12 protein-coding genes are annotated in these 14,947 nt (G+C 71.9%); 5 read left to right on the forward strand and 7 right to left on the reverse strand.

Features of this window, described 5'->3' with window-relative positions:
- Positions 1–434 (reverse strand): MFS transporter (locus ACTHNQ_RS04220; protein ID WP_440331370.1); only part of this gene is annotated, 434 nt, incomplete at its 3' end.
- 126 nt (positions 435–560) lie between these two features.
- Between ACTHNQ_RS04220 and ACTHNQ_RS04225 the strand changes: the two genes are divergently transcribed.
- Positions 561–1,844, forward strand: coding sequence for a TetR/AcrR family transcriptional regulator (locus ACTHNQ_RS04225; protein ID WP_440331372.1), 1,284 nt, complete (start codon positions 561–563; stop codon positions 1,842–1,844).
- Positions 1,845–1,917: 73 nt separating this feature from the next.
- Here ACTHNQ_RS04225 and recQ read toward each other — a convergent pair whose 3' ends face one another.
- Together recQ and ACTHNQ_RS04235 are read right to left on the reverse strand one after the other, a co-directional pair.
- Positions 1,918–3,915 (reverse strand): DNA helicase RecQ, encoded by a 1,998-nt coding sequence (recQ, locus tag ACTHNQ_RS04230; protein ID WP_440331374.1) that lies wholly within the window; start codon positions 3,913–3,915, stop codon positions 1,918–1,920.
- Positions 3,916–4,018: 103 nt separating this feature from the next.
- The gene (locus tag ACTHNQ_RS04235; RefSeq protein WP_440331376.1) at positions 4,019–4,615 is read right to left on the reverse strand and encodes a DUF1697 domain-containing protein; all 597 of its coding nucleotides are present in this window, start codon (positions 4,613–4,615) and stop codon (positions 4,019–4,021) included.
- A 104-nt stretch (positions 4,616–4,719) separates the two neighbouring features.
- Here ACTHNQ_RS04235 and ACTHNQ_RS04240 point away from each other — a divergent pair, with 104 nt between their 5' ends.
- On the forward strand, positions 4,720–5,598 hold the full coding sequence (locus tag ACTHNQ_RS04240; RefSeq protein ID WP_440331377.1) for an SDR family oxidoreductase: 879 nt from the start codon (positions 4,720–4,722) through the stop codon (positions 5,596–5,598).
- A gap of 106 nt (positions 5,599–5,704) precedes the next feature.
- On the opposite strand, the gene ACTHNQ_RS04245 is transcribed toward ACTHNQ_RS04240, so the two are convergent.
- The 3 genes from ACTHNQ_RS04245 to ACTHNQ_RS04255 form a co-directional block, all read right to left on the reverse strand.
- On the reverse strand, positions 5,705–8,248 hold the full coding sequence (locus tag ACTHNQ_RS04245; RefSeq protein ID WP_440331379.1) for a DEAD/DEAH box helicase: 2,544 nt from the start codon (positions 8,246–8,248) through the stop codon (positions 5,705–5,707).
- Positions 8,249–8,278: 30 nt separating this feature from the next.
- Positions 8,279–8,830, reverse strand: a complete 552-nt coding sequence (locus ACTHNQ_RS04250) for an AAA family ATPase (protein ID WP_440331381.1) — start codon at positions 8,828–8,830, stop codon at positions 8,279–8,281.
- Positions 8,831–8,893: 63 nt separating this feature from the next.
- Positions 8,894–9,736, reverse strand: a complete 843-nt coding sequence (locus ACTHNQ_RS04255; protein ID WP_440331382.1) for an SGNH/GDSL hydrolase family protein — start codon at positions 9,734–9,736, stop codon at positions 8,894–8,896.
- A gap of 174 nt (positions 9,737–9,910) precedes the next feature.
- Between ACTHNQ_RS04255 and ACTHNQ_RS04260 the strand changes: the two genes are divergently transcribed.
- The 3 genes from ACTHNQ_RS04260 (at position 9,911) to ACTHNQ_RS04270 (ending at position 11,719) form a co-directional block, all read left to right on the forward strand.
- Positions 9,911–10,240, forward strand: a complete 330-nt coding sequence (locus ACTHNQ_RS04260) for a GNAT family N-acetyltransferase (RefSeq protein ID WP_440331384.1) — start codon at positions 9,911–9,913, stop codon at positions 10,238–10,240.
- An 11-nt stretch (positions 10,241–10,251) separates the two neighbouring features.
- The gene (locus tag ACTHNQ_RS04265) at positions 10,252–11,244 is read left to right on the forward strand and encodes a pirin family protein (protein WP_440331386.1); all 993 of its coding nucleotides are present in this window, start codon (positions 10,252–10,254) and stop codon (positions 11,242–11,244) included.
- Positions 11,245–11,305: 61 nt separating this feature from the next.
- Entirely contained in the window at positions 11,306–11,719 is a 414-nt protein-coding gene (locus ACTHNQ_RS04270; RefSeq protein ID WP_440331388.1) for a hypothetical protein, read from the forward strand.
- A gap of 49 nt (positions 11,720–11,768) precedes the next feature.
- Here the strand turns inward: ACTHNQ_RS04270 and ACTHNQ_RS04275 are convergent, their stop codons facing one another.
- Positions 11,769–14,840 (reverse strand): S8 family serine peptidase, encoded by a 3,072-nt coding sequence (locus ACTHNQ_RS04275; protein WP_440331390.1) that lies wholly within the window; start codon positions 14,838–14,840, stop codon positions 11,769–11,771.
- Between the last annotated feature and the right edge of the window lie 107 nt (positions 14,841–14,947).

Below are 14,947 nucleotides of genomic sequence, written 5' to 3' on the forward strand. Positions count from 1 at the left end.
GCGTTCATCGCGGTCTGCACGAGGCACCAGGCGATCAGGACGACCCAGACCGAGTTCGCGACGCCGATGAGGGCGAAGCCGCCGAGGCCGACGAGCGTGCCGCCGAGGATCCACGGCCGGCGCATGCCGAAGCGCGAGGTCGTGCGGTCCGAGAGCCGGCCGGCGAGCGGGTTGGCGATGAGCGCGAAGAGTGCGCCGACGCCCATGATGAGGCCGAGCTGCGCCGTCGCCTCTTCGGTGGTGTCAGTGATGTGCTGCACCTTGAAGGCCATCGACACCAGCACCGGGGTGAGCAGCGCGAGGTAGACGCCGAAGTTCGCTCCGGCGAGGGCGGGCGTATAACCGCGCGGGGTCTTGTCGGGCGTCGTTCCGGGCGCCTTGAAGCCGGTCGTGCCGGCGGCCGCGGCCGTCGCGGCGGAAGACAGCTCTGTCATCGGAGTCCTTTCTCGGGTGCGACGCGGGCACCAGCGCCGGGCGTCGATTCACGAGAATACATGAAACCTGACCGTTTGGTAACTGAAATCTGACCGATCGGTAATCGCCCTCGGTAGACTGTGGCCGTGACGACGATCTCTCCGGGGGCGACGGCCCGCAGCGCGCAGGCCGAACGCACTCGCGCCGTCATCGTCGCCGCCGCGCAGGAGCTGTTCGTCACCCGCGGGTACCGCGCCTCGTCGCTGCGCGACGTCGCGGCCGCCGCCGGCATCAGCCACCCCGGGCTGCTGCGGCACTTCGCCACCAAGGACGCCCTACTCGCCGCCGTCGTGGCCTCGTTCGAACGCGACAACGAGTTCGCGTTCCTCGAACAGCTCGCCGCCGACGAACCGGGCACGCTCGGATACAGCCTCATCGCGCAGCGCAACGAAGAGGTGCCGGGCTACCTGGCCCTCTTCGCCGCACTCACGGGCGAGGCATCCAGTCCCCATCACCCCGCCCACGAGATCGTGCGCCACCGGTACGCACAACTGCGCGAACTGTCGACGGATGCCGTCGAAGAGGCCGTCGTGCAGGACACGGTGGCGTCGGACCGCGACCCGGCCGGTGAGGCCGTGCGCATCGCGGCCGCCTGGGACGGGCTTCAGCTGCTGGAGCAGTACCTGCCCGACCGCGTCGACGTCGTGACCGCGCTCGAGACGTACGAGCAGGGCCTGGCCATGCCTGTGGGCTGGCGCGACCCGGACGACCCGGACCCCGCCGAGCACCCGGCAGCGGTGCCGCCGATGCGGACGTTCGCGGCAGAGACGGCATCCGCGCAGGTCGGGTACCGGATCGGCCGCGAACGGCGGGCGAAGATCGTCGACGGGGCTACCGCGCTGTTCGCCCGCGAGGGCTACGGCGACACCTCGCTGCGCGCCATCGCCGAGCGCGTCGGGGTCTCGAAGTCGACACTGCTGCACTACTACGGCTCGAAGGAGGAGCTGCTGAGCGCCGTGCTCAGCGAGCGCGACCGCCTCATCGAGTCGCGCGGGTCGTACGTGCGGGCCTCACGCGCAGTCGACGAGCTGCGGGCGCTCCCCCGCGGTGCGGCCGAGAACACGGCCACCGCCCCGGGCCTCATCGAGGTGTACGCCGTGCTGTCGTGCGAGGCGCTGCCGGCCGACCATCCTGCGCACGCGTACTTCCAGGAGCGCTTCCGCGGGGTGCTCGACCACTTCGCCGCGCTGTTCCGCGCGGCGCAGGCCGACGGCGACCTCCCCTCGCACCGCGACCCCGAGTTCGAGGCGGTCTGGCTCACCGCGCTCTGGGACGGCCTGCAGTACCAATGGCTGTACGACCGGTCGTCGGTCGACGTCGCGGCCCAGTTGACCGCGCACCTCGACGACGTGCTGCCGCGGGGTCGTTGAGCGGCACGTCCCGCCGCGGGCGCTCGGTCGCGGCGGGTCTTCGCGAGACGGAACGCCCGGGCCGACGGCGACGTCAGGCGGCCGCGATCACCTCGAGCACGGCGTCGCCGTAGGCTTCGCGCTTCTTGGCGCCGATGCCCGAGACGCCGTCCAGGTCGGCGAGGCTCTCGGGGCGGCGTTCGGCGAGCGCCCGCACCGTCGCGTCGCCGAAAACGATGTAGGCGGGCACGCCGAGCTCATTCGCGACGCCGGCGCGCCATGCGCGCAGCGCCTCGAACACGCCGGCGTTCGCCGGGTCGAGGGTCTCGGGCGCGGTCGACTTGCGCACGCGGGCGACACCGCCGGAGCGGCCCATGACGTCGCGGCGTAGCGGCACCGGCGTCTCGCCGCGCAGCACGCCCGCCGCGGGTTCGCCGAGCGCGAGGGTGCCGTACTCGCCGCGGGCGACGAGGATGCCGCGAGCCAGCAGCTGCCGGATGACGCTGCGCCAGTCCTGCTCGCTGAGGTCGGCGCCGAGACCGTACGTCGACAGCTGGTCATGGCCTTGCTGGCGGATGCGGTCGGTCGACGAGCCCCGCAGGATGTCGATCAGGTGGCCGGCGCCGAACGCCTGGTTGCGCTCACGCTGCAGCCGCACGATCGTCGACAGCAGCTTCTGCGCCGGGATCAGGCCGTCCCAGGTCTCGGGCGCCTCGAGGCACGTGTCGCAGTTGCCGCACGGCTCGGATGCCTCGCCGAAGTAGGCCAGCAGGTTCTGGCGGCGGCATCCCACCGTCTCGCACAGGGCCAGCATGGCGTCGAGGTGCTGGCCGAGCCGTGTCTTGAAGGAGCGGTCGCCGGGCGACTGGTCGATGAGCCGGCGCTGCTGGACGACGTCACCGAGGCCGTACGCCATCCACGCGACCGATGCCTCGCCGTCACGGCCGGCACGGCCGGTCTCCTGGTAGTAGCCCTCGACGGACTTGGGCAGGTCGATGTGGGCGACGAAGCGCACATCGGGCTTGTCGATTCCCATGCCGAACGCGATCGTCGCGACCATCACCACGCCGTCTTCGCGCAGGAACCGGGACTGGTTCGCCGCACACGTCTCGGCCGGCAGGCCCGCGTGGTACGGCAGCGCGTCGACGCCCTGCGCCGAGAGGAACTCGGCTGTCTGCTCGACCGATTTGCGGCTGAGGGCGTAGACGATGCCCGCCGCACCCGACCCCTGCGACCGGATGAACGCGACGAGCTGGCGGCGCGGGTCGGACTTGGCCTCGATGCGGTACTGGATGTTGGGCCGGTCGAAGCTCGACACGAAGTGCCGCGCGTTCGGCAGGTGCAGCCGCTCGGTCATCTCGCGGTGGGTCGCCGGCGTGGCCGTGGCCGTCAGCGCGAGGCGCGGCACGCCGGGGAACCGCTCGGCGAGCGCGCCGAGTGCGAGGTAGTCGGGCCGGAAGTCGTGGCCCCACTGCGACACGCAGTGGGCTTCGTCGATCGCGATGACGCTGAGCCTGCCGCGCGCGAGGAACCGCAGCGTGGCCTCGGTGTTGAGGCGCTCGGGAGCGACGTAGAGCAGGTCGAGCTCGCCGGCGAGGTACGCCCGTTCGACGGCCGCACGCTCAGGCGGCGCCTGCGTCGAGTTCAGGTACGCGGCGCGCACGCCGTTGGCGACGAGCGCGTCCACCTGGTCGTGCATGAGGGCGATGAGCGGGCTCACGACGAGTCCCGTGCCCGGGCGCGCGAGCGCGGGCACCTGGTAGCAGACGCTCTTGCCGCCGCCGGTCGGCATGAGCACGACGGCATCCCCACCGGCGATGACATGCTCGACGATCGCGGCCTGCTCACCGCGGAAGGCGTCGTAGCCGTACACCTCGCGCAGCACCGTGCGGGGGTCGGAGCCCGTGAAGTCGCGGCGCGGACCGGCGCCCTCGAACGGATCGAACCCACCGGCGCCCGCGTCTGACCATCCACCGCGGTCGGGCGGAGGTGCCCACCCCTCCTCGGGCGGCGCCCACGAGTCGTCCGGCGGGGGCGCGAACTCGGGCTCCCACGCGAGATCGGCGTACGGGTCGCCCTGCGGAATGGTCACCCGTCCCAGGGTAGCCGCGGCATCCGACGCCCGCCCCGGCGCTCGCGCACCGGTGCGGAACCCGGCCGATGCGCGCCGCACGCAGCCGCTGGGGAGGAGCCGGTCAGCACCACTTCTCGGCGATCGCGGCGATCACCGTGCGGTTGCGGTTGGTCGCGACGCCGAGCAGCTTCGCGGCATTGAGCGGATCGATCTGCCCAGCCTGGTACGCCGGTCCCAGCAGCGCGTGCGCGGCCCGGCCGCGGACCACCATGCGGCCCGCTGGGCCCACGCGCCCCGAGGCTCCGGGCGACGCGTCAGCGGCGCCTGGAGAGGGCGTGGAGACGCTCGCGAGCCCCTCGACCTGGGCCGCGGTCGCGGCGGGCAGCTCGTCCTTCAAGAGGTAGATGTAGTGGCGCGCCAGCTCCGGATGCTCCTCCGCCAGCTCCGCCGCCTCCGCCGCGATCGCCGAGACCTCGGCGGTCGTGAACACGATCGTCGGCACGTCGAACCCGCGATCCTCGGCGAAGGCGTCCTCGAGCTTCTTCTCGATCTTCGCCCGCGAGCGCATCGGCGTCGTGAACCGCACGTTGCCGGTGTTGATGTGCGTCTCGACGTCGGTGAACCCGGCCGCCTCGACGACCCGCTTGATGTCGTCCTTCGCGAACTTTCGGTTCGCTCCGAGGTTGATCGCCCGCAGGAAGGCCACGTAGGTCGGCATACGGCCATCATCCGCTATGGTCGTGCTCATGCAATGCCTGTGACTTCGTCCTCATCGAAACGAAGAAGGGATGCCGGGTCCCGGCGCCCGTGGAAGGCACACGCATGCACACCCAGACCTCCCTGCCGCTGCGCGGCAAGACCGCCCTCGTCACCGGCGTCTCCCGCCGGCGGGGCATCGGCTTCGCCGTCGCGTCGGAGTACGCCCGGCTCGGCGCCGACGTCTTCATCCACCACTACGCGCCCCACGACGCCGGCCAGCCGTGGGGCACCGACGACCTCGACGCCGTCCGCGACGCGCTGCGTGCGGAGCTCGCGCCGGGCGCGCGGTTCGGCGACCTCGCCGCGGACCTGCGGGATGCGGCATCCATCCCCCGCGTGATCACGGCGGCGCAGGCGCTCACCGGGCGCCTCGACATCCTGGTGTGCAACCAGGCGCTGTCGGGCGACGACGGGTCGATCCTCGACATGACGGCCGAGCGGCTCGACGCCCATTGGCAGACGAACGCGCGCTCGACGCTGCTGCTGACGCGGGCGTTCGCGGCGCTGCACGCGCCCGCGGTGGATCCCGGGCGTCAGCCGGGAGAACGCATCGGCCGTACCGGACCGTTCGCCGAGCCGACCGGCCGCGTGTTCTGGATGACCTCGGGGCAGATCCACGGGCCGATGCGGGGCGAGGTCGCGTACGTCGCGAGCAAGGCGGCGCTCGCGGGCGCGACGCCCACCGTCGCCGCGGAGCTGCTCGACCTCGGGATCATCCTCAACACGATCGACCCGGGCCCGGTGAACACGGGGTACCTCGACCCCGAGACCGCCGACCGGCCGCTCGAAGAGATCCAGGCGTTCGTGCGCGAGACCCCGTTCGGCCGCTTCGGCGAACCCGCCGACCCGGCGCGGCTCATCGCGTGGCTGTCGACGGATGCCGGCGCGTGGGTCGTCGGCCAGGTGCTGTCGACCGACGGCGGCATGCGCCTGGCGTGGTGACTCCCGCGGGCCGCTCGTGCGTCGAACGGGCGGGCTCGATCACGTCGTTCCACTTCTGCCGAGGCCGAACCGTGCGATCAGGCCCGTCGGTTCGACCGAACCGGGGCTACAGCCGCACGACCTCCGTCACCCGCAGCACGGCGGTGCCCGCCTCTTCCGAGGCGGCGAGGTCGATGATGCCGCGGATGCGCCAGTCGTGGTCGCCCGCCGGATCGTCGATCGTCTGCTCGACCCGCCAGGTGCCGCCGGCGGCATCCGATTCGTCGACCGTCACGAGCCGCGGCGAGCGAGCCGGTCCGCCGGTGAGGATCTCGTCGTGCTCGTCGAAGTACGCGTCGAGCACGGCGGGCCAGTCGACGTCGGGGTCGAGTTCGACGAGCTCGTCGTCGCGCTGCAGCGCCGCCAGCTGCACCCGGCGGAACAGCTCGTTGCGCACCAGCACGCCGAACGCGGGGCGTTTGGTCAGCACCGACGGCGGCGCGGGCGGCACGACCGGCGCCGACGGGTCGTCGACCGGGTTGACCAGGGCCTCCCACTCGTCGACGAGACTCGAGTCCACCTGACGCACGACCTCGCCGAGCCACGCGACCAGGTCGTGCAGGTCCTCGGTCTGCGCCTCGGCCGGCACGGTCTGGCGGATCGCGCGATAGGCGTCTGACAGGTACCGCAGCACGAGACCCTCGCTGCGGGCGAGCTGGTACAGGGAGACGAGCTCCGAGAACGACAGCGCGCGCTCGAACATGTCGCGCACGACCGACTTGGGCGACAGCTCGAAGTCCCGCACCCACGGCTGGCTCGACGCGAACACCTCGTAGGCCTGGGTGAGCAGCTCCTCGAGCGGCTTCGGGTAGGTCACCTGCTCCAGCAGCGCCATGCGCTCGTCGTACTCGATGCCGTCGGCCTTCATCGCGGCGACCGCCTCGCCGCGCGCCTTGAACTCCTGCTGCGCGAGGATCGGCCGGGGGTCGTCGAGCGTGGCCTCGATGACGCTCACGACGTCGAGCGCGTAGTGGCCGGTGCCGGCCGCCCCCGCGGCGTCGTCCGGGTCGAGCAGCTCGATCGCGGCGAGCGCGAACGGCGACAGCGGCTGATTGAGGGCGAAGTTGGGCTGCAGATCGACGGTCAGTCGGATGCCGGGGGCCGCGGCATCCGTCCGGTCGATCTCGACCACCTCTGCGGCGACCAGGGTGCGGAAGATCGCGATCGCGCGACGCGCGAGCTCGTACCGCCGGGCACGGGGCTCATGGTTGTCGAAGACCAGGCTCCGCACGTTCGCGAACACGTCGCCGCCGCGCGCGATCACGTTGATGAGCATCGCGGCGGTGAGCTGCAGCTGCGGCACGAGCGGCTCGGGCTCGGCCTCGACCAGGCGCTCGAACGACCCGATGCCCCAGTTGACGACGCCGGTGGGTGCCTTCTTGCGCACGATCTTCTTGCGCTTCGCGGGGTCGTCGCCGGCCTTGCGCAGTGCGGCCTCGTTCTCGATCTCCCACTCCGGCGCCATCACGACGACCGTGCCCGACGTGTCGTACCCGGCGCGGCCGGCGCGGCCCGAGATCTGGTGGAACTCGCGCGCCGACAGCTGCCGCATCTTCGTGCCGTCGAACTTCGACAGCGCCGTGATCATGACGGTGCGGATCGGCACGTTGATGCCCACGCCGAGGGTGTCGGTGCCGCAGATGACCCTCAGCAGTCCGCGCTGCGCGAGCGTCTCGACGAGCCGGCGGTAGCGCGGCAGCATGCCGGCGTGATGCACGCCGATCCCCGCCCGCACGTACCGCGAGAGAGTGCGGCCGAAGGCGGTCGTGAAGCGGAAGCCGCCGATGGCCTCGGCGATCGCGTCGCGCTGCTCCCGGCTCACGATGCGGATCGACGACAGCGCCTGCGCGCGCTCCATCGCCGCGGCCTGCGAGAAGTGCACGATGTAGACCGGCGCCTCGCCGGTCTGCAGCAGCTCTTCGATCGTCTCGTGCACGGGCGTGCGGGCGTACGAGAAGTGCAGCGGCACCGGACGCTCGACGCCGGTGATGCGGGTGACCGTGCGGCCGGTGCGGCGTTCGAGGTCGTCGGCGATCGTGGTGACGTCGCCGAGCGTCGCCGACATCAGGACGAACTGCGCCCGCGGCAGGAGCAGCAGCGGCACCTGCCACGCCCAGCCGCGCTCGGGGTCGCCGTAGTAGTGGAACTCGTCCATCACGACCTGGTCGACCGCGGCGTCGGCCCCCTGCCGCAGCGCGAGGTTCGCGAGGATCTCGGCGGTGCAGCACACGATGGGGGCGTCGGGGTTCACCGACGAGTCGCCCGTGACCATGCCCACGTTCGCGGCGCCGAAGATGTCGACCAGTGCGAAGAACTTCTCGCTCACGAGCGCTTTGATCGGCGCCGTGTAATAGGTGCGGCCGCCCGTGGCGACCGCGGCGGCGTGCGCGGCCACGGCGACGAGCGACTTGCCCGTCCCGGTCGGCGTCGACAGGATCACGTGCGATCCCGACACGATCTCGATGACCGCCTCGTCCTGCGCGGCGTACAGCGAGAAGCCCTGCTCGCCCGCCCACTCCACGAACGCGTCGTACAGCGAATCCGCGTCGGGAGTCGCGGCGGGTGCGCCCGACGCCTCCGCAGCCGCGGCGATGGTGTCGAGTAGCGTCACCGCTCGAGTCTGCCAGGTCGCGGCATCCGGCTATCCCCCGATCCGCAGACGGAACCGGCCACCGCGCACGGCGGCGCTCACCGCCCCGAGCGTGTCGGCCGGGGTGTGCGCGGTTGTGTCGAGGACATGGCCTTCGAGTCCGCCGGGGTCGGCGAACTGGTCCCACAGCGACAGGATCGGCCCCTCGTCGACCAGCGCGTCCGGTGCCGAACGCGCCTGTGCGCGGGCGAGGGTCTGCTGCCGTCCCGGGCGCAGCACGACGTAGTGCAGCGCCGCGTCGGGGTGGCGCGACGCCGCGCGGCGGTAGTGATCCAGCATCCAGGGGCCGACCACGCCGTCCACGACGACGTCGAACCCGCCGTCGGCGTAGGCGAACGCGGCACGCGCGATCGCCTCGACGACGGTGTGGTTCTGGACATCCGCCTCGGGCCGGTACGGCGCGACGCCACCCGACACGATGTACGCCCAGAAGTCGTCGGTGCGCAGGTGCACGCTGCGCGTGAGCGTCGCAGCCAGCGCGGCGGCGGTCGTGGACTTGCCGGCACCCGGAGGGCCGGTGACGATGACGACGGAGCCGGGCATGCCGCCAGGCTACCGACCACGACGGAAGGGATGCCGGGCGCCCGGCATCCCTTCCGACAGGGCTCAGCGTCCCAGGGCCGCCAGGATGACCTGCGTGTACGCCGTGTACCCCGCGAGGTTCGGGTGCAGGAAGCCGGCCGGGTCGTTCACCGGGTCGGTGCCGAACCACGGGTCGCTCGGGACGCCCGGCAGCAGCTGCACGCCGTGGGCCGCGAACGCTGCGACGACGTCCGCGTAGGCGACGTCCGCACCCTGCGCACCCGCCGTCGCGACGGCGGTCTGGATGGCCGCGTTGAGCGCGTCGGTGGCGTCGTTCACCGCCTGGACGAGCGCGGCGAGATCGTCGACGCCCTGACCGAAGGGCAACGGCGTGAGCAGGTGCGGATAGCCCGTCACCACGATGGACGCGTTCGGTGCGCGCTGTGCGATGTCGCCGATCAGCGAGCCGAGCGGCGCGGGCAGACCCGGTGCCGCACCGAGCGCGGTGTTGATGGCCACCGCACACGGCATCGTCGGTCCGCCGGCGGCAGCCGCGGCGCACGCCGCATAGATCTGGTCGAGCCCGAGGTCGTTCGCGCCGACCGTGAGGGTCACCACCGTCGTGCCGCGGTTCAGCTGCGACAGCTGCGACTGCACATCGGCGATCTTCGCGCCCGTGCATGCCGCGTTGCGCAGCAGGTTGAACTTGGGCGCCTGATCGAGCTGCGCGGCGTACCCCCCGCCCGTGCGGGCGCAGGCGTCCAGCGGGGCGCCGCCGCCCTGCCCCGCCGCGATCGAGTCGCCCAGCGCCACGTACTTGGCGACAGGCGGTGAAGACGCCGCCGAGGCCGGACCTGCCCCGCCGGCGGCGAGCATCCCGGCGCCGAGTGCGAGTGCCGCGAGCGCAGCGAGAACGCGTCGTTTCATGATTCCCCTCGAATCCCTGAACGGACCGAACGATTCCCCCATGAATCGGCCCGCGGACCGGATGCCGCAGACGGGGCCGACGATAGACCCCCGGGGCCCGCGCCGCCAGGGGTCGGGCGGGTGGCGGAATCCATGCGCGCGAAAGTACGTTGGACCAGACGTCGAAGGGATGCCATGACTGCCACCGAGAACGACACCACGACCGACGAGATCACGGTCCAACGCAACGACGACGCCGGACGCTACGAGGTGTGGGTGGGCGACGTGCTCGCCGGGTTCACGGAGTTCACGCCCGACGCGCGCGGACGCCTGCGGTTCCCCCACACCGAGGTGGACCCGGCCTTCCGTGGCCGCGGCCTCGCACAGATCGTCGTGGCGGAGGCGATGGCCGACGAAGCCCGCCGCGGCGAGACCGTCGTGCCGCTGTGCCCCGTGGTCGTGAAGTACCTGCAGGAGCACGAGGTCCCCGGCCTGGACGTGCACTGGCCCTCGCGCGTCGGCTGATCGGCTCCGACATGACCCGCCTAGGAAGCTCCGACACCGTCGACGTCGAGACGTCGGTCGAGTGCGACGGTCCGCGCGCACTGCTGCTCGAAGCCCGGGAGGTGCCGCTCGGCGGCGTCAGGGCCATGTCGGTGCATCGTTCGCTCCCGCAGCGCGACCTGCCCCTCGTGGGCGCGTGGTGCTTCCTCGACCGCTTCGGTCCGCAAGAGACCCGCATGCGCGTCGAGCCGCATCCGCACATCGGCCTGCAGACCGTCACCTGGCCGTACCTCGGCGAGGTGCGGCACCGCGACACCGTCGGCAGCGATGTGGTCGTGCGCCGGGGCGCGCTGAACCTGATGACGAGCGGCGCGGGCATCGCCCATTCCGAGTACTCGGTCGGCGAGGAGGCCACGCCCCTCGACGCCCTGCAGCTGTGGGTCGCCCTGCCCGAGTCCCGCCGTCACGGCGCGCCGGCCTTCGAGCAGCACGCGGTGCTGCCGTCGCTGGTCTTGGATGCCACGGCGGGCGCGCCCGGTGAGGCCACCGTCGTGCTCGGCGAGCTGGGCGGCGTCACGTCGCCGGCGACGGTGTACACGCCGATCGTCGGGGCGGAGCTGCGCATCCCGCCCGGGTCGACGGTGCGGGTGCCGCTGAACCCGGACTGGGAGCACGCCCTGGTCGCCGTGCACGGCGAGGTCATCGTCCCCGGCGGCGAGGCCGACGCCGCCCCGATCGGGCTCGACACCGCGCACCTGCTCTACCTCGGCCTGCACCGCACCTCGGTCGAGGTGACCAGCGCGAGCGGCGCGACCGTGTTCCTGCTCGGCGGCGAGCCGTTCGAGGACGACATCGTGATGTGGTGGAACTTCGTCGGCCGCAGCCACGAAGAGATCGTCGAGGCCCGAGAGGCCTGGGAGTCCGACAGCCCCCGCTTCGGCCATGTCGTCGATCACGGCGACGAGCGCATCCCGGCGCCGCCGCTGCCGGCCGTGCGACTCACGCGTCGTCGCCGGCGCGTATAGCCGAGCGGGTGCTCCCCGCGCGCTCGAGACGTACCCTGGAGCACAACGGCGGAGGCGGATCATGAAGGCGGTACGAGCGGCGATCATCGTCATCGCGCTCCTGCCGCTGACCGCATGCGCCGCAGGAGGAACCGTGCCCGAGTCGTCGTCCGAGCCCACAGCATCCCGCCCGCCCTTCGAGCGGGTGACCCCGGCCCCGACGGACGAGACGACGACGGGCGCTCCCGCGGACGTCTCGCAGGCACGCTGGGACGCGATCGTCGCGGACCTCGCGGCACGCGGGGTCACCGGAACTCCGGTGCTCGTGTCGGCCGTCGCCGTCACATGGAACAGCGGGGCGCTGGGATGCCCCCAGCCCGGGAACTCGTACACCCAAGCGGTGGTCGACGGCATGCGGGTGATCGTCGACGTCGACGGCACGAGCTACGACTACCGGTTCGGACGCAGCGACTCGCCGCGCCTCTGCGAGCGCTGAGCGCGCGAAAGGGGGCGCCCCGGAGGACGCCCCCTTCGTGCTGGAACCGTTACTGCAGCGGCAGCAGCAACGCCTCACCTGCGCCCGCGGCGTTGTCGGTCGCGACGACCATCACGCCGAGCGGGTGCTGTGCGGCGACCTGGGCGGCGTTGATCGCGACGGTCGCGGACGCCGTGCCGTTCGGCGCCACCTCGGCGTACTGCCCGTTCTCGAGAGCCGGGGCCCACGGGTTGTAGAACGCGCTGCCCTCGACCTCGTCGGCGGCACTCGTGATGATCGAGTAGCCGGCGGCCGAGTACTCGAATGCACCCGCCGCGGCAGTCAGCCCGAGGTCGCTGGCGTAGACCGGCATCAGCAGCGTGCTGCTGTCGGTCGGCGCCTGCGCCAGGAACCGCGAGACCGACTTGCCGGTCGCGAGGTTGGTCACGAAGACCTGGCTGCGGCCGTTCACGTCGCCGGTCGACACCAGTCCGCCGTCGGTCGCGAACACGACGTAGTCCGCCTTGCCGTCGGCGTTGGTGTCGATCACGACGTCGAACTCGCTGTTGGCGGCGTTCGACCACCGCTGGTGCGTGCTCACCGCGAACACCAGGAGCTGGTCGCTCGCGCTGACCGGGAACGACTGCACACCGACCGCGCGGACGTCATAGCCCGAGTCGATCGACGCGTCCACGTCCTGCGGGTCCTGCAGGCCCCAGGTGTAGAAGTCGGCCGCACCGGCGAGCGCGCCGCCCGCGTTGGTCAGCTCGACCGTGTTCTCGCCGTCGACCGAGGTGTCCCACGCGCCGGCGGTCGCCGCGACGTTGGTGGTCGCGCGCGGCACCAGCAGGTACGGCACGCGCAGCGTCGACGAGGCCGCCGTGAACACGACGTCACCCGAGAACTCGGTGAACGCGAAGCCGCCCGAGAGCGACGACGGCACATCGGCCGCGGACGCGTCGAGCTGCACCGTCACCGTGGCGGTGCCGTGCGCCGGCACGGTGACCGAGGACTTTCCGAGCGTGATGTGCGCGGTCAGCGACTGCGCGGTCGCGGCCGACGACACCTGGTAGGTGACGGGAGCGTCGCCGTGGTTCGTCAGCGTCACCGTCTTCGAGCCGGAGTACGCCTGCGCCGACTCGACGAAGCCGAAGCTCAGCGTCGACTGCAGCGCCTTGGCGCCGCCATCGGTCGTGTACTCGTCGCCGGCCGCCGTCACCTGCGTGCCGACCACCTGAGCGGGGTCGACGAGGCCGACGCCGCCGCGGACGAGGTTCTGGCCCGCGACCTTGTCGGGGTCGGCCGTCGAGACGATCGCCGAGGCGACGTCGGCGGGCGTCCAGTCGGGGTGCGCCTGCACCGCGAGGACGGCGACGCCCGCGACGTGCGGCGACGCCATCGACGTGCCCGAGATGGTCGCCGCGGCGTTGCCCGTGCCGACGCCGGTGGAGACGATCGACACACCCGGTGCCGCGACGTCCACGCCCACCGCGCTGTCGCCCGAGCGGGGACCGCTCGACGAGAAGCTCGCGTAGCCCTTGAACCCGGGGTTCTGCAGCGGAGCCGCCGTGATGGTGGCGTCGGTGCCCGCGGCGTTCTTGACCGTGGCGGCGTCACCGGCGCGCACGCCGAGGAACGGGATCGTGACCGTGTACGGTGTGCCGTCGTCGGGGTTGGACGTGATCGGCCCCTCGAACGGCGGGTAGTCGGCGGCGTTGTTGATCATCAGCACCGCGGCCGCGCCGGCCTGCTGGCCGAAGATCGGCTTCGCCGCCCGCGCGCACGTGCCGCGGGCGACCACGGCGAGCTGGTTGCCGCCGGGCACGATGCCCGCGGCGGTGAAGTCGGCGGTCGAGCAGCCCAGCGACACGTTGCCGGCGGCATCCTTCACGATCACCGTCTTCATGGCGGGGAGGCCGGCGAGGTTCGCGCCGTTGGCGTTGATCGCGCCGAGCGAGGTGCCGTTCGAGAACGCAACGTTCGCACCCGGGAAGCTCGCGGTGCTGTCGACGGCGGCCGTCGAGATGACGCCCTCACCGGTCGAGGGCGAGCCGACGAGGTACGGGTTCGGGCCGCTGTTGCCGGCCGACGTGACCACGACGACACCCGCCGCGACCGCGTTCGACGCGGCGACGGCGTCTGCGTCGTCGGCACGGCCGAACGACGAGCCGAGCGACATGTTGATGACGTCGAGGTCGTGGTCGACGGCCCAGTCGATGGCCTCGACGACGACGTTCGTCGACCCCTCGCAGCCGAAGACGCGGATCGCGTAGATGTCGGCCTGAGGCGCGACGCCGGGGCCGATGCGCCACGACTGCGACGCCGTGGCGGCGTTGTACGGACCGGTGTAGTACTCGCCGGCCGACGTGACACCGCTGCCCGCGGTGGTGCCGGCGACGTGGCTGCCGTGCCCGTTGCAGTCGAGCGGGTTGGGGTCGGGCTTGGGGACGCTGTTCGGGTCGTTCGCGTCGTACGCGTCGCCGACGAGGTCGATGCCGCCCTTCACGCGCGGGGCGTTCGGGCCGAAGAGTCCGCCGGGGGCCGCCTTCGTCTCCTTCTTGTGGTTCGCGTTGTACGCGCCCACCGTGCCCGGACCGCCGAAGTTGGCGTGCGTGTAGTCGACACCGGTGTCGATGATGCCGACCTTGATGCCCTTGCCGGTGTAGCCGGTGTCCTGCCAGACCTGCGGCACGCCGAGGTACGGCACCGACACGGCGTTGTCGAGCTCGTAGGTGCGGGCCTCGTGCACGCCGACGACGCCGGGCAGCTTGGCCACGTCATCCACCGCGTCCACCGGCAGCGTCACCTGGATGCCGTTGTACGCGGACTGCATCTGCGCGTCGATCGTGCCGCCCTTGCCGGTGATCGAGCCCGTGATGGCGTCCTGGGCCTTCTTCAGCTTGCCCTTGATCTTGTTCCGCTCGTCCTCGTTGAGCTTGCGCCCGGACTGCGACTGCACGACGGCGACCGGGTCATCGGCGAGTTCGACGATGACGGTCACATCGCCGTCGGCGGTGAGGTTCATCGGCGAGCGCTGGATCTCGACCGCGCCGTTGACGGCAGCGGCTTCGAAACGGCTCGACGGGTCGTCTGGTGGGGTGGCGGCGAACGCCGCAGTGGCGGGGACGGACAGCGCCAGCACGCCGGCGACTGTGAGGATTCGACGGTACAAGGGGGTGACCTTCTTTCTCCGTGCGGAAGTGCTGCGCCACTTCGTCGGGGCGCAGCAGGCTCAAACGTAACTCTCAG

Source organism: Microbacterium sp., from assembly GCF_051953575.1.
Taxonomy (GTDB): domain Bacteria; phylum Actinomycetota; class Actinomycetes; order Actinomycetales; family Microbacteriaceae; genus Microbacterium.